Source organism: Alistipes sp. CHKCI003, assembly GCF_900021155.1.
Taxonomy (GTDB): Bacteria; Bacteroidota; Bacteroidia; order Bacteroidales; family Rikenellaceae; genus Alistipes; species Alistipes excrementavium.
Map to the genome: position 1 here is coordinate 22161 of NZ_FCNT01000006.1, position 17998 is coordinate 40158.

The window sequence follows — 17998 nt, forward strand, 5'->3', positions numbered from 1 at the left end:
AATGAGGAGGTTCTTCTAAAGCATCATTTTAATTATATCCGTTGATGAAATATCTTCACGGAGGTTTATATTGTCAAGACCGAGGTTGAGTTGAACATTAAGAACGTGGTGCCGCTCCTCCTGAAGTGTTCGAAGTATGCGTTCGAATGACGGCCGATCAATGCCAAACTGTCGGTAAATTCCTTCCTTTTGGGCCTCAGCATAAAATTCTGAAACGGAAATGGCATAGCGATCCATCTTCTCTGCATATAAATATAAAGAATAGGCGACCGCAGCAAGTGAAATGTCATTATGGGGATTACGCATTATTGCCAGTTTCCCATTCTTTTTTGTTAAGACTACTAGTTGCGGGTCATTGCTTAATGAACTATCCTTAAATGTGTTGATGAGAGAGTTTAAGGGATTACTTAGGGTGCGACCTTTTAGATTGGGGTATGCGTCCTGTAATATTACATCCAATTCGGCTCTCGAATACAATGTGCCAAACTCAATGGATGAGTGAAACCAGTTACAAATCTCTGAGTTATAGCAGAGATTTATAAAAATAATTTCCCATACGAGTTTGGAATTTGTAGCGTAAATCGATTGGAGCTTCATTCCAATCTCTGAAATATCTTTATTGTCTGTTTTGATAACCTTAGCCTCTCTTAACCAATTTGTAAATGGTGGAATTTGGTAGGTCATGTTAAGGCCGTGGTCTTCACTCTCAAAGAATGTCTTGGAGTTGTCAAAATATTTGCGAAGCCAATTCTCGCGCAACCCCATACCGTCATTATATCGGTTGATGCCTGATTTGGTAGATTTCATATTATTTGAGTTATTAGTTGTCGGTGTATCGCCATAGGATGCACTTACTGAAGCGGCTGCTATGCATCCCTTTTCGTTAAAATCAAGGCATTTAAAGCAGTGTACGCATTTGTTCGTATCTACAATGACTATAGGTGTCACTGTTAATGCTCCGGTTGGACATTCTACTTCACAAACTTCACAATGAACACAATAGGTGGTTTTAAATAATATTTTTTTTAACCGGCTGATGAGAATTACATCCCCGCCGGTATCACTGAACTCAAAAGATAGAGAATCATCCTTAAAATATTGGATTCTAAATGAGTAAATATTTTTGTTGTAATTAAGTTTACCTTCTGTGATATTGTTATTTTGAGAATATGTATATGGCCCGAGTATCTTTAGCCAAGTTAATAAACTTTCTTGTGGCGTATGTAGAATCGCCTTGAATGTTGGGTTTATAGAGACTATATTAATGGAGGATTGAATCTTTAGATCTCGTCCCCCAGCTCTCATTTTCCACCGACCAGTTTTTATGTAATTCTGTACGCCCTCTACGTTATTCGAATGAAGGTTATTCTCAATCCACGAAATGAACGGCTGAATGGTTTTCGGATATAGTTTGCCGCAAAGGTCTTCACTCCATCCAGAAGAATAGGGGCAAAGAATACAACCTACTCGAGACAATCCCTTTCTATAGGAAGCGTTGAAGGGAAGAGCATAAAACAGCAAATAGAGATAAACTTCAGTGGCATTCCAGTCAAGAATAGGACTTACATTTATCATGTTGTTATGCTTGACATTTTTGCCAATTCTTGACCGCCCTGATCGGCTAACACTTTCTTCAGTCCTAACTCCGTCAAATAAAAGGACATGTGGTTGCTTCTTACCACCAGTTATTTCCTTTAGTTTTTTTGCTAGAGGGGCAGACTTCATAACGCTACAGCACCATCTATGAATGCGGCTAGGAGAACCTAGTTTATCCCAATAGTACATAATGGGCTGTTCGTTTTTCGCTATGTAAAAAGCAAGTTTGGGATAAAGATTTGTATAAAACTGTTTAGTCTCTTTATATAATTCAATAGAGGTGGGTAGTTCGTACCCCGTGTCTGAATATATGACAGAAAAGTCGGTGCTGGGGATGACGCGAGCTACGAGATCAAGAAGCACCTGAGAATCTTTGCCCCCAGAGAAAGAAACTACGAATTGATCAATCTTACTTGCCAATACCGCGCTTTTCCCCTGTGCATTGGCTTCACTTTCTGGCATAATATCAAAACTGTCGCACGATTCTTTTACGACAACCTGCTTTTGGCCAGTCCTTTTTTCTAGACGGGCCGCTAATGCCTGAAAATCTATGTCGGGGTTGATTTTAGAAGCTTGGGTAATACCTTTATAACGTCGATAAATATTATTGATAAATTCCATCGCTTCATGTTCAATTAAGAACATTGCGTCAGAATTGGCGTCGCGCAACTTTTCAAGGTCAATTGGGACTAAGTCGAGCTTTTCGCCCTCGGGAGTTAGCATAACCTCTGGTTTGTCAAATAGGTTGCCTCCTTTTACTTCCATTACCAATACTCCGCAATAGAAATATCGACGATCGCAAGCCCAAAGTAATGGAGCCTCAGAATGTGGATAAGTCCAGCCTAAACGATTTAACTCCAAAAGATCCAGTTCTTCGTAGAAAACTGGCCTTGGGGCTATCCCTAGGGCCTCTCCAGCCGATGACATTGTGAGTATTACTCCATTATGTGGTTTATCCCAAACTATTTTGAACATAGATGATTCACGTTGATTCCCACAAATATAAGAATCCATTTTGTGTTTGCAAATTTTATGATTATATTTTTATGAAGATTTAACCATTATTCTGTAAAATGAAAGAATTACACGATTGCCGCTTTATGCAAGCGGTTGTGAGCGGAGACTCACAGAAGATGGATTATGCGGAGCTGGATGTTGCGTTCGTTGCATTTCAGGCCAAGTTGCGGGATTTTGTCGCTGGGACGGCCGGTTATCTCGAGATCGATTTCCAACTGCAAGATCTCAAATCCCAACTTTCGCGGGTTCTCCGCAAAAAAAAATGAGCCGCACAATGCGTTAATCCATCGTTGTCGAGCCAACATCAACACGCTCATCGCCCAAAACGAAAAGCGGCTTACCTTTCCGGATTTATTTATTCCTGTACGCTCGCCCGAATCGTCACCGTTCCGGTGGAATTTGGAAAAGTTCACCAAGCGAGATTTGTTAGAACTTCTCACGGCACTATGCCGGGCAGAGGCCCTCATCGATGAGCGAGGACGACCTGCCGCCTATGCCCGAGTCGTGGCCTCCGTATCCAAACGGTTACGCCTCTCCATTTCAGAATCCAGTGCCTATAACGAGCGGGATATTATTCTTAACATCAAGCGTAATCCTGCGGCTTTTATCTCACTTCTCTCTGCCTGCTTGATGGAAAATACCAAAATTTAGCACCTGATTTATAGCATGATATAAATTTTTTTGTGGGGAGTTCAGCCTGGACTCCCTGCACTTTCTGTTTTTATTGTTCGGAATTTTGTTCCGGGAATAAAACAGCGATGCTATGAAGTATATTGATATCCTCAATAAGATTCAGACGGAGTTGCTGTCGTTGCAAAGTAGCCTGAATGAACTCCGTTGTTTGGACGGTTCTTCTACTTGTGATGTCTACATCACGCGGCAGGAGGCCGCCGATATGTTGGGCAAGGGACTTCGGCAACTTGATAGGGACTGTATCAAGTACAACATCGAGCGCAAGAGGTGTAATAACGGCATTCGTATCAGCAAGCGCGATATCATGCGACATATGGGGTACGCCCTGGAGCCGGGTGAATCTTCCGTGGAATCCGTGACGGGTGATAATGCCACAGAATTCGACCGTATACTGCGCCAGTATAACCGGTTGAAGCGATGAACTATCTGACGGAAATAAAACTCTTCTACGATTGGTTGGAGGCCAATCCGCTTCCAGCCTCGGCCATTTCGTTGTGGCATGCTCTGATGTCCATCTCCAATCGAAGTGGCTGGCGTCCGGCTATGAAAGTTCCCTATTCTCTTTTGGAACTTCGCACCGGATTGTCACGCACCACAATCTACCGTGAGAGGGAGCGGTTGCGCAAAATGGGGCGTATAGCCTTTCGGTCGCACGGGGGCAATACTTGCTGTACCTATCGGCTTATTGCATTGGAGAGTCCTCCTGTATTTCAAATTGAAACGGACTCTGCAACACAATCTGCAACACAGTTTGCAATACAATGTGAAACACAGGAGGGTACAAATGGGGATTTTGTGTTGCAGACTGCGTTTCAAAATGAACACATATATAAACTAAACAGAGATATTATAAAAGAAAAAATCAAGAAAAAAGAAAAGCTGACCTCTACGTCGCAAGAGAGAAAAAGTTGCGCCAAAAAGAGAGAAGGCCAACGATTCAATCAGGGGCAGTTCCTGGATTCTCTTGATGAGCCGTGGCGTGCGGTGCTGGCGACCTGGTTTGAATACAAGCGACTGCGGCATGAGAGCTATCGGAGTGAGATGGGCGCAAAAAAATGTCTCTCCCTGCTTCGTCGGCTCTCGGAGGATGATGTCGTTCTTGCGTCCGCCATTGTCGATCAAAGTATGGCGAATAACTGGGCCGGATTATTCTCGTTGCGTCATACGACACAACAATGCGGCCGACAATACGGACAACGTATCGGGCAAATTATGCAGAGCAAAGATGCGCAACGGCGACAACATTACATCGACAAACTGCGAGATGCAGGCAAAACGGATACTGAAACCAATCGATAGATATTATGGCAAACAACATTTCTCAACTGATTTCGCAGATGACCCGCGAGGGCGTGCTCGATCATCGCGAAATATGGTCGTGGTCCTGGGGAGACAGGACGACCTGCAATCAACTTTTTCGGGCAATCTTCCGCTCCGTGGACTCCACTTTCGAGCAATATCACCATTTGCCCGAATATGAAGATATTATTGCGTGGATGATCTCTACGCAGGATAAAGGCCTGCTTCTGATGGGCGATTGCGGACGGGGCAAGAGCGTAATTCTGAACGGGGTTCTCCCGGTACTGTTCCGTATGAAGAACCGCGTATTGCAGCCCGTCCATGCGCAGGATATGGGCAGGGAGATTCCCGATCAGCAAACGTTTCGCAGCCACCGGCCGTGGCTTTACATTGATCGGTTGTTGCATTCATCGTTTCCGGCTATCGATGAGTTGGGTGTCGAGCCGATGCTCAATGATTATGGCGAACGATATGAGGGTTTCAATCTGGTGCTTAATGCGGCCGAGCGCTATCATCGTCCGGTCTTTATCACTACGAACCTCTGTGAAGAACAGATTTATAACCGCTATGGTGAGCGCACGATGGATCGCCTGGCACATCTGTGTCGAAGTGTCCATTTCAGCGGCGAGAGCCTGCGTAAATGATCAGTATGTTATGAATGAGATCCCCATCCAAATCGTGTCCCTCTGCTACAATTATGCGCAGAGCCGATTCCAGACCATCATTCCGCCATCCACGGATACACCATTGGGCTATGAACTTATCGCGGAGCAGATTGACAGGCGCGATGCCGAGATTTTTCTGCAACGTCTGCACCGCAAGTATGTGCGCGGCCGAAAGAGCGGACGCTATCCTGCGGCAAGTATTGTTCGCCTGGAGTTGCAACTGTTCATCGAACTGAAGGACTATAAACAACGCCTGGTATGAAAGAGTATCGAGTAATCTTCTGCTTGACCAATGGCAAGCGCAAATATGCCACACACAATGGCGAGATCCTGTTATGGGATGACTACGATCTACTTGCCCTGCGCCGTAACCTTCTGGATTATGAGCAGTTCGCTTTTACGGACGACTTTGCCTATTTCGATTTTTCGGCAGAGGCACTGCGAGAGCGTTTCCCCGAAGCTGGAATTCTGCGGGTGAAAGGCTTCCGCACGGAAGATCCGTCATTACCTGTTAACCCCGATATAATACGCTGATGCCACGTTTGAAACGAAACACACCACGGCCGTGGCTTCCCCTGCGAAAGCCTTATGAGGGATATCGCCATCACAATACGTCCTTCTATCAATCTGTAGCATGGCGGAAGCTACGTCTTGTGCAGTTGCAGAAACACCCGCTTTGCGAGGAGTGTCTGCGTCAGGGACGTCACACCCCGGCACAGATGGTCGACCACATCATTCCGATCAATAAGGGCGGAGCTCCGCTGGATATTGAGAATCTGCAATCGTTATGCAACAGATGTCACAGCCGTAAATCGGCACGGGATAAATAGTTATTAACCATTAAATTGTATTGCCTATGAAGTAAATCTTTCCGGAGGAGTGCGGATGGTGGTTTGCAATCAGTCCTTAATGGCATGTGGCATCTGCATTCCTCCCATTTTTACATCAGGCAAAGAAGATGAGAACAACGCTATCGTTAAATCAAATCATCGAAGAGTGGATCGCCTCGCTCGATGGTCTTCCTTCAACGCAGACCGACTATCGCCGTAAAATACGGCTGTGGTTCCGGTGGCTTGTTGCGAAGGGTAAGGATCCCCGGGAGCCGAGACGTGATGATATCCTCGCTTTCAGGCAACAGTTACTTTATGAGGGCAAGAGCCGTTACACGTATTTCAGCTACATCACAGTCGTGCGGCTCTTCTATCGCCACTGTGCCAAGCGGCATTATTGCGAAGATATCGGAGAGGGCATTCGTTCAAGCATCCGTTCGCGCGAACACTACAAGTACCCGCTCTCGGCATTTCAGGCGCAACAACTCCTGGAGAGCATCTCCACGGAGAGTATCGTGGGCAAGCGCGACAAACTCATCGTCGCACTGATGCTCCTGAATGGCTTGCGGTCGTGCGAGGTGTGCCGGATCAATATTGAAGACGTTGCACGTGACGGAGATCGCACATTGCTTCGCATACAGCGCAAGGGTCACCTTGACAAACATGATGTGGTAGCACTCCCCGAATTCACCGCAGCACTCTATGAGGAGTACCTTGCCGAACGGGATTTTCGATGGGGAGATGCTTTGATTGTCAATCACTGCAAAGGTCGGAGTTCAACACGTCTTACTACGCAGTCCATCTCGCACCTGGTAAAGCAACGTTTGCGAGCCATTGGCATTAATGATCCGAAGATAACGGCCCATTCGCTTCGTCATACTTGCGGAAGCCTGCTCGTTGAGAGCGGCATGGATATCGAGCTTATCAGGGATCTGCTCGGACATACCTCCTCGGCAACTACACGCATCTATATCGACATGGCGCAGAAGCGTCGTCTGCTGGATCAGAACCCCAGCCGGATAATCGAAGCAATGGTAACCAAACCCCCGGGAACATTAAAGAGTTGATAACCAGTTTAATGAAGGTGTGATTAATTGCAGTGTTAAGGATTTGAATGACAAAGTGTTTGAATTTTGGGAATGAACCACCAAAATCGCCGTAACTCTTTGATAAAGCATCGCGGAAATGGTGCAATTAACTACACATCGTGTATGGGGATAGGGGGTCATATTCCTTCACACCCTGCCAAACCCAATCGCGCCCCAAGTCGAGAAGACGCGCGTGCAAAATTGATAAAAAAGAAAACCGCCCGAAGGCGGAAACAATTAATGTTTTTTACTACGTCGTCATCACATCTTGGCTTGGTCGTATGCCGCATCCAAGATACGCCATACAATTCAACCCAAAATAATGATAGCGATTTCGATTAATAAACTCTCTATCATATTGTTTGAATTTAATTGTTTTATCGGAATATGCCGACGTGTTGCAAAGGAAGATATTTTTTATGAAAGGACGCAAGAAAATACCTGATGCCTTGAAATCCATGCGGGGAACAGACCAGCCATGCCGGATGAGTAACAGCGTGGCGATTCCACCGACCACTGCAGTTGTGGCTCTGCCACGTACAGGGTTAAAGGGCACCGCGAAGAAGATATTTGCCGTTGTTGCCACGGAGCTTATCCACAAAGGCCTGCTGGATGTTACAGGTGTGGATCTGGTCGTGGCGTATGCCCGCGAGATGGCGTTGTATCACGACTTGATGCGTAATGTCGAGCGAGAGGGTGCAACCGTCGAGGTAGAGACCAAGAACGGCTCGGCAACCATCATCAACCCCAAACGCAAGATTGCCGAGGGTGCATTGGCGGCTGCCCGGTCGCTTGCTGCGGAGTTCGGAATGACTCCATCGAGTCGTAATCGTGTCGTAGCACTTCTCGCGAACAACACCCCCAAGAATGACTTTGCGGAATTTGAAGAGATAACAGTGACAGGAGATGAGTAAAGAGAAGCAGAAACTACATCTGGCCGAGGAGTATGCCCGGAGGGTACGTTCAGGAGAGATTCTGGCGTGTGAGTATGTTCGTTTGGCTGTCGGTCGATATTACCGCGACCTGGATATGGCTCTCGACAGAGGTTGGTTTTTTGATCGTAGAGAAGCGATTCGTGCCATCCACTTCATCGAATGCCTGAAGCATACCAAAGGCAAGTGGGCCGGTAGCCGTTTTCGTCTTGAGCCGTGGCAACAATTTGTGGTGTGGAATATTTTTGGCTGGAAACATGCCGATGGGACACGCCGTTTCCGTTACACCTACATTGAGATTGCCCGCAAGAACGGCAAGACCGCTCTTGCGGCCGGCATCGCCCTCTATATGCTCTTTGCCGATGGGGAGTCGCGTCCGGAGGTCTATTCCGCTGCAACGATCAAAGACCAGGCGAAGATCTGCTTCTCGGATGCCGTGGCTATTGTCAAGGCTACCGATTTGAAGAACTACCTCACACCTTTTCGCAACTCGATCGTCTACGACCTGAAAGGAGGCACGATGAAACCGCTCTCTTCGGATTACGGCACGCACGATGGCTTGAATCCGAGTTGTGCCATTATCGATGAGTTCCATGCACATAAGGATTCGGGAATGTTCGATGTCCTCAAGTCTGCTTTTGGAGCTCGCCGCCAGCCGTTGATGTTTATCATTACTACGGCAGGTTTCAACAAAGCGGGGGCTTGCTATGCCTATCGGGATAATGTCATCAAAGTGTTGCGTGGAGTGAACGAGGACGACTCGCTCTTCGGTATCATCTATACCCAGGACTCAAAAGAGGAGTGGGACGACCCGAAGATGTGGAGCAAGTCCAATCCCAATCTCGGGGTGTCGCTCTCTTCAGACTACCTTGCCGATCAGGTCAAGGATGCGAAGAATCGCCCCGAAGCCGTACGCAATGTGCTGACCAAGAACTTCAACCTGTGGGTAGATGCCGAGCGGACATGGATTCTGGACGAGAAGTGGATGGAATGCATCGGCACGACTCCTCGCGAGGAGTTGAAGGGCTGTGCCTGCTGGGGAGGCCTCGATCTCTCGAACGTCTCGGACATTACGGCTTACGTTCTGTTGTTTCACGAAAACGACCACTTCCAGCTGTTGCCATACTTTTGGATTCCGGAGGAGAAGATGCAGGAGAAGATCCGCAAGGAGAACATCAACTATGAGCGATGGGTGGCCGAGGGATACGTCACTGTTACACCGGGGAATGTCATCGACTACGATTTTGTCAAGGCGGATATCCTGCGTATTGTTGCGGACTACGATTTGCAGGCTTCAGCGTATGACCGATGGAACTCCTCGCAGACAATTATCGATCTGCAGAACGAAGGTATGGTGTGTAACCCGTTCGGGCAGGGTTACGGCTCAATGTCTGCTCCCACAAAAGAGTTTGAGAAGATGGTTCTCACGGGGAAGATCGAACATTTCGGCAATCCGGTGTTGCGATGGATGCTCGCTTCGACCGTAGTGATGACCGATCCGGCCGGCAATATCAAACCCGACAAGGCCAAGTCAATGCAGAAGATCGATGGTATCGTAGCTTCGATTATGGCTTTGGGGGAGTGGATGACAGCTCAGGCTTCCGAAGACGAAAATCCCTATAATCAACGCGGGTTGTTGCAACTATGAGTCGTCGAAGGAGAAATACTGCACACCAGCTGGCTCTGCGGGCCGATATGGAGCAACGGCTTGAAAGTCTTGCTCCTCTCTCGTCGGAACACCGAGAACTGCTCTCTACCGATGGTTTTATCCGGTATTATCGCCGAATGTGTGATCTCTATCCAACGCAGGTCGAGGCGTATGAACGTTTGGAAGAGTACTATCAAAACATCTTCGGCTCACGCCGCTATGCCGATATCCGTTCGTTGCACCTGGCAATCAGCCGTCGGCGGCGCAAGGAATTCTTATAACTGAACATTGTTCATCTGTTAAAGCCAGTAGTCGCTTTATGTTTGCATCGTACATAGATGCAAATAACGGTGTCAAGCTGGCTTTCATATCTCTTCTCTCGCACGCGCTCCGCCAGGAGCCGGAGGGAGAGCCGCGTATCGTCTTCAGAGTTTGAACAGGCGGTCAATGCGGCTCTCCTCTCCGACACCGTTTCCGACAATACGGCGCAACGTTACATATCCGAGGAGGGCTCGCTCAATCTTTCGGCCGTGTGGGCTTGTGTGCGCATCCTTTCCGAAACCGTGGGAACATTGCCCGTTCATCTCTACCAACGTACGTCACAAGGTCGCGAGAAGGCGTATTCACATCCCGCTCATCTTCTGCTTCAGCGTCCCAATTCGTATACCGGTCGTTTCGCATTGATGCACCATCTGATGGTGTCGTGTACATTGTGGGGCAATGGGTATGCTCGCATCTATCGCGATAAATTCTACCGTCCCGTGCGCCTGCAACTACAGCACCCGGCCGAGATCGAGCCTCTTCTGAGTGCCGATGATGTGCTTTATTACCGCACTTCTTCGGGAGAAATGCTCTCTTCGGATGATGTTATCCACCTGCGGGGACTCTCGACCAACGGCTATAAAGGTAAGAGCCCCATTGCCGTACATCGTGACAACCTCTATCTTTCGCAGGCAGCGCAGGAGTACGGTGAACGCTTCTTCAATCAGGGAGGCAATATGTCGGGCGTGTTCAAGTACCCTTCGACCTTGAAACCGGAAGCATACCAGCGACTCAAGCGTGACCTCATAGCCCAAAGCTCGGGACTGCACAATTCGCATGTCCCGTTGCTCCTGGAGGGAGGTATGACCTATGAGCGGATCTCCATTCCACCCGAAGATGCGCAGTTCATTGCTACGCGCAAGTTTCAGAAGACAGAGATCGCTACCATCTATGGAGTGCCACCGCATATGATTGCCGATCTGGAGCGCGCTACGAACAACAACATCGAGCATCAGGGAATGGAATTCGTCCAATACTGCCTGATGCCCTATCTTGTACGTCTGGAGGAGGAGTTCAACCGCAAGTTGTTGCGCGAAGATGAAGCCGGGTCGTTTTATTTCCTCTTTGGCCTGAACGGTCTGTTACGGGGAGATGCCAAAACACGGTCGGAGTTCTACAAAAACATGAATATGGTGGGTGCGATGTCCGCCAATGAGATCCGCTCGCTTGAAGATATGAATACCTACGATGGAGGTGATGAGTACTTTGTGCAGGCGAATATGCAGCCGGTGCGCACGGCATTGGCATTATCCTCCGGAGAGCATAATCAAGGAAAAACAGATGCCGATAATGACACAGATAAAGGAAATAAGGTCGAATGAGCCTGTGGAGGTGCGTTGTGCACTCTCTGATGTACGCATCGAGCAACGCAGTGAACCGGCTGCCGGCCGAACGATTGTCGGCTATGCCGTCAAGTTTGAGTGCTGGAGTGAGCCGATTATGGGGTGGTTCCGAGAGCGTATAGCACGTGAGGCCTTTTCGGGATGTGATATCAGCGATGTGGTGATGTGTTACAATCACAATGCAGAGAGTATCCTGGCCCGCACCTCCAGCGGTACACTCACCCTCTCTACGGATGAGGTAGGCCTGCGGTTCTCGTTTGAAGCTCCCAACACCTCTCTGGGCAATGATATGGTGGAGTTGGTGCAACGTGGTGACATTGCCAGATGCTCCTTCAAATTTACGGTCGATGCGGATGAGTGGCGATACGCAGACAAGGAGAATGGGCTGGAATATGATGAACGGACAGTGCGCCATATCTCCAAACTTTACGACGTATCGCTTGTAGTCTATCCGGCCTATCCCGATACGGAGGCGAGTCTTCGTCACCTTGAGGAGCGTAAGGCCCAATGGCAACGTTGTGCGTCCTCCGCGAAGTACGATTCTGTAAGCCGCGAACGGCTGACCATGCAACTTAAACTCAAAAACTGAAATATGGGAAAACTCAAACAACTCAAGGAACAGCGCGCCACAATCTTTTCGCAGATTGATGAGTTGCGCAAGGCAACCGATGGCCGGGAGATGAACGCAGAGGAGCGTCAGAGGTGGGATGCCCTTATTGCGGACTATGATCGTGCGGACCAGGCTGTCGAGACGGAAGAGCGGTTCGTCGATATCGAACGCAGGCAGGTCGAAGCACACCATCATCGTGTCCAGGGTACAACCAATGATCAGAAAGAGGCAGAGTATCGGGCGGCTTTCACTGACTACCTGTTGCACGGTGTGACGGGTATCTCGGCCGAGAGTCGTACTGCCATTGAAGCTCGAGCCGGGATCTCCGGACTCTCGGGCGGTGTCATTATTCCCCGAAGCCTGGCCTCTTCCATTGAGGTTGCCCTGAAAAGCTATGGAGGTATGTTCGAAGCCGGCCAGATCTTCACGACCTCCAAGGGTGATGACCTGACCATGCCGACCATTGATGACACGTCTGCCAAGGCGACCATCGTTGCCGAGTACCAGCAGTCTACGAAACGTGCGCCCTCCTTTGGTTCGGTACTCTTGAAGGCTCACACCTACCGCACGCCAATCATCCCGGTATCGTTGGAGTTGCTGCAAGACTCCGCCTTTGATCTGGACTCGCTTCTCAGCGGTCTTCTTGCCGAGTCATTCGGGCGTGGTATCAACGAGCATCTGACCACCGGGTCCGGCTCATCGCAACCCAAGGGGATCGTCACGGCCGCCACGGAGTGTACAACAAAAGCCGCCGCAACCTCCATCACGCTCGACAACCTTATCGACCTTATTCGGTCGGTGGATGCGGCATATGCGCAAAAGGGGAAATTCATGCTCAACCGCAATACGCTGTGGGAGCTCGCAAAAGTCAAGGATAACAACGGCAACTACATCTGGCAGGAAGGAGCCAGGGAGGGAACACCGGCCATGCTGTTCGGCAAGAGTTACATCCTGAACGATGATGTGGCCGACATCGGAGCAGGTGCCGCCTCGGTACTCTTCGGAGACTTTTCGAAGTACAAGATTCGTATGGTGCAGAACTTCAAGGTTGTGAGGCTGAATGAGTTGCTGGCGGAATACCTCTCCATCGGGCTGTTTGGGTTTGCCCGCGTAGACGGCACCTTACTCGATGCGGGTACACATCCTGTCAAAAAACTTATTCACGCTACGGCCTAATCAGCGGAGTTATGTCAGTTCCCGTGTCATTGGAACTTGCCAAGGCGCACCTGCGCATCGGAGACGATGAGTCGATGGATCGGCTTGTCGAGGAGTATCTGGAGATGGCTTTCGCCATAGCCGAGGATTATACGAATCGGAAACTCACGCAGGAGTTTTCTGCTGAAAGTCTCCCTGCTTCCATCCGAGCGGCCGTTCTTCTGACACTGGGAACTCTTTTCGATAATGAGAGCGATGTGCTGGTAGGACGTTCTGCAACCACGTTGCCGCTTACGGCCGAGAAACTGTTGCAACCCTGGCGTGTACACCCTTATTCCTCGGATAAAGATGTTTGATACGCGCATTGAAATCCTGGAATATCGTCAGATGCGCGATGAATACAACGATCGCACTCAGGAGCTGATGCGTGTCGCCGTATGCTATGCACAGAGGACAGAATCCGGAGGCCGTGAGAACCTTTATGCCGGCCGTATAGTGCATGAGAACGAGGTGGTCTACACCATTCGTTATCGGGAGGGACTGCGTGCGGGTATGATTGTAAACGATGGAGGAGCACAACATCGGATAACATCCATACACGCGGAGGGTCGTCGTTGGCGGTTGCATCTGAAAACAATGAAGAGTGATGCTGAAAGTTAAAGTCGAGGGTTATGCCGAAGCCAAACGTATTCTGGACGAACTGCCCAATACGATGCAGAAAAGCATGTTGTTGGCGGCTTTGCGAACCTCTGCACGACCGATGCTTCAGACGGCCAAAAACAGAGTTCCAGTGCGTAGCGGCAGGTTGCGCAAGCAACTACGCATCGTACGTTTCAAGGACAGAACAGCCCCCAAGTCAGAAGTAGATATTGCCGTAAAACCAGTATTTGAGCGCACAAAAAAGAATGGTGCGGTAAATCAGTACTACGGCAAATTCATCCACGAAGGAACTGCAGATCCCCGCATACCCCGCAAGAAAGGGAAGCATCTGCTGGTCTTCACTAACGAGCAGGGTGAGAAGGTCTTTGTCCGAAGTGTGAAAGGCATCAAGCCCACACCTTACCTGGAGCAGGCCTATACGGCGAACTCACAACGTCTGATTGTTTCGTTTGGCGATAACCTCGCACGGGCAGTCGAGAAGTTTATCAATAAGAACTTCAAACGGGTTGTCAAATGACGGATTTCAAAATCGAAATACTCCACTTGTTGGAGACGGCTCTGCCGGAGATGGAACAACGTATCCAGGCCGGAGCGGTGGATGAACGTACAGCCACGCCCTTTGCCGTCTATACCGTGCCGGAGGAGACACCCGTGCGTACGCTATCGGGGATTGCGGGTTATGTAACCACATTTGAGATTACCTTCTACGACAATCGTTACGCTTCGGTTGAGCAGTTGCGACATCGTGCCATTGCAGCACTGGAAGGCGCGAAGATAGATGGCAAATATTGTCGCTATAAGTCCAGCAGTACGGAGTATTTCCCTGACTGCGATTTACACAGTGTAACGCTCCTTTTCAGAATTGTATAAACCAATAAAAACAATAGAATTATGCCGGAATCTACATCCAAACGGGTAGTACAGGGAGAGGATATCATTATCCTCATTGACGATAAGCCTACGCTACACGCCACAACTCATTCGTTGAAAGTCGATCTTGAGCTCAAAGATCTCCGTACCAAGGATACCAAGGGGAAAGAAAAGTACCCTGGCGACATCACCTGGTCAGTAGACGGGGATGGGTTGGTGGTCATCGACCCTACAATCGCTACATCGCACACATCGGAGGATGTCCTTGCGCTGGTGCTCGCCAAGAAACTCGTCAAGGTCGTGCTCAAATCGCCTGTATCGGGCCTGACGAAGACCTACTCGGGAGAGGGATATATCACCTCTTTTTCTCTCTCAACCCCCGCCGGGGACAATTCGACCTACAACTTCTCACTCTCGGGCAGCGGGGATCTGACCCCGGCCACCAATAACGAACAGGAATGAAAGAGATCCTTATCAAAGGTGTTACAACACCTGTCAATTTCTCGTTGCGGGTGATTAACAATTTCGCTCGCAAACATGGTATGGAGTTCCAGTCCGCAATGGAGGGCGGAAACAATATGGGGTTTGCCTTGCTCGATCATCTGGCTTCGCTTACAATGGAGGCCTTGAACGAGGGCGCACGCCGTTCTGGACTCACCACGCGATATACGGAAGATGAGGTTTGGGATATGCTGGATGATGAACCCGCACTCATCCCGAGACTCTATGAGCTCTTTGCGGAGAGCATAACCCCCTTGACCGACCGATTGGGAGATATTCTCCCAGCGGAACAGTGAAGAGATGAAGAGTCCCATCCTGCGACCTATGAGCGATGGTACGCCATAGGAGTCGGACAAATGGGACTGCATCCCGATGTATTCGAATCCTTGACACCGGCTGAGTTTTCATATGCCTGGTTGGGCTGGGCCAAACGGGAACGCGATCGCGAGCGTCAGGACTGGGAGCGAGAGCGGTGGTCGGTGTGGGTATTGACGAGTATCCAGCTGGAGCGCAAAGACCGGAAACCGATGGTGGAGATGTTCCCGATGCCATGGGATAATGTCCCCTCCAACAATATGATGACTCTTGAAGAGCGGCAGAAACGAGTAAAGCAGATGATGCAATGTGTGAAAAAATAATCCTTATTCTTGCGATTGTTCTAATGTCCGGGTGTTCGCCCCTGCGCAATGTGCAGACGCACCAGCATACAACAATGGAAATCTCGGACTCGACTCTTGTGCGTCTTATCCATGAGCAGATGGAACATATGACGGCAACGCTCCATCAGACGATCATCGAATATTCGGACTTTCCACGACCGCAGTTGCCGCCCACCGATACGCTTGTTGCCAAAGACCTGATGCCCGAAGTGTCGGTATCGCATCCGACCCCCAGGCGCATTATTCACACCAAGATTGAAACTGCTCTTGATCGAACGACTCATACGGACAGCATTTCGCGAAGCCGTATCAATACAGCAGCGCGCAGCGAGGAGCAGTCGCAAGTCGATGAGAGCCCCAACACTGCAGGGATGCTTTGGCTTAAGTGGCTTGCAGTTTCACTTGTGGCGTTGTTGCTGTTACTGTTAATCCTGAAATTGAAGTTTTAGATGAAGACTCCCATATCTTACTATGGAGGGAAGCAGACTCTCCTGAAGCATATTCTGCCGCTTATTCCCGACCACTCGTTATATACCGAGGCCTTTTGTGGCGGATGTGCCGTGCTCTTTGCCAAGTCTCCGGCAGACTGTGAGGTGATCAATGACACCAACACCGAGTTGGTGAATTTTTACCGTGTGGCGCAACAGAAGTATGCGGCACTCAAAGAGATGATCGATTCTACGCTTCATAGCCGCGAAATCCATGCACACGCCAAACACATCAATCAACATCCGATGTTCTTCACGCCCGTGGAACGGGCCTGGGCCGTATGGGTATGTTCGAAGTTGGGTTTTGCAAGTATGCTTGACGGTACATTCGGATACGACCGAACCGGCACGACCTCACAGAAATTGCGCAATGCCAAAGATGCCTTTACCGAGGAGTTGTGTTCGCGCCTGGAGAATGTGACCGTTGAATGCGAGGATGGCACGAATCTTATCCGCCGTTATGATTGCGATCGGGCATTCCATTTTGTCGATCCTCCCTATGTGGGAAGTGATTGCGGGCATTACAATGGCACGTTCAACGAGGAGGATTTTCAACACTTGCTCGATACGCTTGCAAAGGTCAGGGGAAAGTTTATGCTGACGATGTTCCCTCATCGGCTCATTGAGCAGTATGTCCGGGAATACGGTTGGCATATCCACCGTATCGAGCGAACCATTACTGCATCGAAAGTCTCGCGTCGCCGTCAGGAGGAGTGGATAACAACGAACTTCTAAACTTAATAAATTAGAGAGCTTTTTGACATCCTATTTTAGATTAGTCATTAGATGTAAATATTCCCTCTAATGCACGATTTATTGCGATTCGAATATCATCAGCCTCTGTTGAGCCCATGCCTTCTGCAGTGCTTGTGCAGATGACTTCGTGGTTGTTTGCATCTAAAATCTGTAACGTAATTTCAATCGTGTATCCCCAGAAAACATTTCGTCTGCCACTCTCCCCATAATTGACAATTATTGTCTTTTCAGCAATCTCTGATGTTATTTCTGGGACAATAGTAAAACCATATTTTATGAGAGATCCTGAAATAATGTCACTTGGATTAACACTTTTGGTTTGAGAAGAACCATAAAGACCATAAGCATTGCCATAAACACCGCTATTGCTTGATGTTAAGCCGGATGTAGGTGTAATATATGCATATCTATATCCAGTGATGGGGTTTTGTCGTGATACAGACACAGGCTTAAGTGATGCACAACTGCTAATAGTTATTGCGCATAAAAGAGCAAGTAATATTTTAAGATTCTTCATATGTAGTTTTTGTTAGATTGTGTGTTGTCACAAATATACAAGTTTCTTTACAAAGTAATATGCATTTTATGTATATTCCTGAAAATAAGGTCAATAATCCGGGCGTAGACTTGCGTATTTCAAAAGGCAATATTATGTTTGCAATACGATAAATTGTTCATATATAGTATATTATGAAGCATGGTAAGGAGTGTCTACATCACAAGATCGACCGCCTTGAGGCCGAGTTCGAAAGGAATCGTGAGGAGATGACCTCCCTGCGTGCCAGGATGCAAAGTTGCACAAGACGTTATGATGAACTTCTTGCGGCCAACAAAAGGATTAATGATGAGATTCGCGCTGCGCTTGCG

Annotated in this window: 26 protein-coding genes; 24 read left to right on the forward strand and 2 right to left on the reverse strand. The window is 48.7% G+C overall.

Annotated features, from left to right (window positions below):
• Positions 1–15 precede the first annotated feature (15 nt).
• Complete coding sequence (locus BN3659_RS00445; protein WP_091533685.1) at positions 16–2610, reverse strand: phosphoadenosine phosphosulfate reductase domain-containing protein; 2595 nt, start codon at positions 2608–2610, stop codon at positions 16–18.
• A 59-nt stretch (positions 2611–2669) separates the two neighbouring features.
• On the opposite strand from BN3659_RS00445, the gene BN3659_RS00450 reads away from it, so the two are divergent.
• From BN3659_RS00450 to BN3659_RS00560, 24 genes are all read left to right on the forward strand, one after another.
• Positions 2670–2879 carry a hypothetical protein gene (locus tag BN3659_RS00450; RefSeq protein ID WP_091533687.1) on the forward strand — a complete coding sequence of 70 codons (210 nt, stop codon included), beginning with the start codon at positions 2670–2672 and terminating at the stop codon, positions 2877–2879.
• A 133-nt stretch (positions 2880–3012) separates the two neighbouring features.
• Positions 3013–3264: a hypothetical protein gene (locus BN3659_RS12705; RefSeq protein ID WP_141682434.1), complete on the forward strand. Its 252-nt coding sequence runs from the start codon at positions 3013–3015 to the stop codon at positions 3262–3264.
• A gap of 112 nt (positions 3265–3376) precedes the next feature.
• Entirely contained in the window at positions 3377–3727 is a 351-nt protein-coding gene (locus BN3659_RS00455; RefSeq protein ID WP_091533689.1) for a hypothetical protein, read from the forward strand.
• The gene (locus tag BN3659_RS00460; protein WP_091533690.1) at positions 3724–4605 is read left to right on the forward strand and encodes a hypothetical protein; all 882 of its coding nucleotides are present in this window, start codon (positions 3724–3726) and stop codon (positions 4603–4605) included. The genes BN3659_RS00455 and BN3659_RS00460 overlap by 4 nt, the downstream gene beginning before the upstream one ends.
• A 5-nt stretch (positions 4606–4610) precedes the next feature.
• Complete coding sequence (locus BN3659_RS00465; protein WP_091533692.1) at positions 4611–5249, forward strand: P-loop NTPase family protein; 639 nt, start codon at positions 4611–4613, stop codon at positions 5247–5249.
• A gap of 10 nt (positions 5250–5259) precedes the next feature.
• Positions 5260–5532, forward strand: a complete 273-nt coding sequence (locus BN3659_RS00470; RefSeq protein WP_091533694.1) for a hypothetical protein — start codon at positions 5260–5262, stop codon at positions 5530–5532.
• Positions 5529–5804: a hypothetical protein gene (locus tag BN3659_RS00475; protein WP_091533695.1), complete on the forward strand. Its 276-nt coding sequence runs from the start codon at positions 5529–5531 to the stop codon at positions 5802–5804. The genes BN3659_RS00470 and BN3659_RS00475 overlap by 4 nt, the downstream gene beginning before the upstream one ends.
• Positions 5804–6100 carry an HNH endonuclease signature motif containing protein gene (locus BN3659_RS13635; protein WP_091533697.1) on the forward strand — a complete coding sequence of 99 codons (297 nt, stop codon included), beginning with the start codon at positions 5804–5806 and terminating at the stop codon, positions 6098–6100. Before BN3659_RS00475 ends, BN3659_RS13635 begins: the two co-directional genes overlap by 1 nt.
• A 128-nt stretch (positions 6101–6228) precedes the next feature.
• The gene (locus tag BN3659_RS00485; RefSeq protein WP_141682435.1) at positions 6229–7167 is read left to right on the forward strand and encodes a tyrosine-type recombinase/integrase; all 939 of its coding nucleotides are present in this window, start codon (positions 6229–6231) and stop codon (positions 7165–7167) included.
• A 383-nt stretch (positions 7168–7550) separates the two neighbouring features.
• On the forward strand, positions 7551–8102 hold the full coding sequence (locus BN3659_RS00490; protein WP_141682436.1) for a phage terminase small subunit P27 family: 552 nt from the start codon (positions 7551–7553) through the stop codon (positions 8100–8102).
• Positions 8095–9768 carry a terminase large subunit gene (locus tag BN3659_RS00495; RefSeq protein WP_091533702.1) on the forward strand — a complete coding sequence of 558 codons (1674 nt, stop codon included), beginning with the start codon at positions 8095–8097 and terminating at the stop codon, positions 9766–9768. The genes BN3659_RS00490 and BN3659_RS00495 overlap by 8 nt, the downstream gene beginning before the upstream one ends.
• A gap of 137 nt (positions 9769–9905) precedes the next feature.
• Positions 9906–10049, forward strand: coding sequence for a hypothetical protein (locus BN3659_RS13010; RefSeq protein ID WP_171847661.1), 144 nt, complete (start codon positions 9906–9908; stop codon positions 10047–10049).
• 69 nt (positions 10050–10118) lie between these two features.
• Positions 10119–11411 (forward strand): phage portal protein, encoded by a 1293-nt coding sequence (locus BN3659_RS00505; RefSeq protein WP_171847662.1) that lies wholly within the window; start codon positions 10119–10121, stop codon positions 11409–11411.
• The gene (locus BN3659_RS00510; protein ID WP_171847663.1) at positions 11380–12021 is read left to right on the forward strand and encodes an HK97 family phage prohead protease; all 642 of its coding nucleotides are present in this window, start codon (positions 11380–11382) and stop codon (positions 12019–12021) included. Before BN3659_RS00505 ends, BN3659_RS00510 begins: the two co-directional genes overlap by 32 nt.
• A gap of 3 nt (positions 12022–12024) precedes the next feature.
• Positions 12025–13218 (forward strand): phage major capsid protein, encoded by a 1194-nt coding sequence (locus tag BN3659_RS00515; protein WP_091533708.1) that lies wholly within the window; start codon positions 12025–12027, stop codon positions 13216–13218.
• Positions 13219–13229: 11 nt separating this feature from the next.
• The gene (locus BN3659_RS00520) at positions 13230–13553 is read left to right on the forward strand and encodes a head-tail connector protein (protein ID WP_091533710.1); all 324 of its coding nucleotides are present in this window, start codon (positions 13230–13232) and stop codon (positions 13551–13553) included.
• Complete coding sequence (locus tag BN3659_RS00525) at positions 13546–13857, forward strand: phage head closure protein (RefSeq protein ID WP_091533711.1); 312 nt, start codon at positions 13546–13548, stop codon at positions 13855–13857. Before BN3659_RS00520 ends, BN3659_RS00525 begins: the two co-directional genes overlap by 8 nt.
• On the forward strand, positions 13844–14374 hold the full coding sequence (locus BN3659_RS00530) for a hypothetical protein (protein WP_091533712.1): 531 nt from the start codon (positions 13844–13846) through the stop codon (positions 14372–14374). The genes BN3659_RS00525 and BN3659_RS00530 overlap by 14 nt, the downstream gene beginning before the upstream one ends.
• Entirely contained in the window at positions 14371–14727 is a 357-nt protein-coding gene (locus BN3659_RS00535; protein ID WP_091533714.1) for a hypothetical protein, read from the forward strand. Before BN3659_RS00530 ends, BN3659_RS00535 begins: the two co-directional genes overlap by 4 nt.
• A 21-nt stretch (positions 14728–14748) precedes the next feature.
• Positions 14749–15189 (forward strand): phage tail tube protein, encoded by a 441-nt coding sequence (locus tag BN3659_RS00540; protein ID WP_091533715.1) that lies wholly within the window; start codon positions 14749–14751, stop codon positions 15187–15189.
• Positions 15186–15524: a hypothetical protein gene (locus BN3659_RS00545; RefSeq protein ID WP_091533717.1), complete on the forward strand. Its 339-nt coding sequence runs from the start codon at positions 15186–15188 to the stop codon at positions 15522–15524. Before BN3659_RS00540 ends, BN3659_RS00545 begins: the two co-directional genes overlap by 4 nt.
• A 60-nt stretch (positions 15525–15584) precedes the next feature.
• Entirely contained in the window at positions 15585–15866 is a 282-nt protein-coding gene (locus tag BN3659_RS00550; protein ID WP_091533718.1) for a hypothetical protein, read from the forward strand.
• The gene (locus BN3659_RS00555; protein WP_141682437.1) at positions 15851–16336 is read left to right on the forward strand and encodes a hypothetical protein; all 486 of its coding nucleotides are present in this window, start codon (positions 15851–15853) and stop codon (positions 16334–16336) included. The genes BN3659_RS00550 and BN3659_RS00555 overlap by 16 nt, the downstream gene beginning before the upstream one ends.
• Positions 16337–17110 (forward strand): DNA adenine methylase, encoded by a 774-nt coding sequence (locus tag BN3659_RS00560; protein ID WP_091533721.1) that lies wholly within the window; start codon positions 16337–16339, stop codon positions 17108–17110.
• Between the two features lie 40 nt (positions 17111–17150).
• Here the strand turns inward: BN3659_RS00560 and BN3659_RS00565 are convergent, their stop codons facing one another.
• Positions 17151–17648 (reverse strand): YajG family lipoprotein, encoded by a 498-nt coding sequence (locus BN3659_RS00565; RefSeq protein WP_091533723.1) that lies wholly within the window; start codon positions 17646–17648, stop codon positions 17151–17153.
• Positions 17649–17998 lie beyond the last annotated feature (350 nt).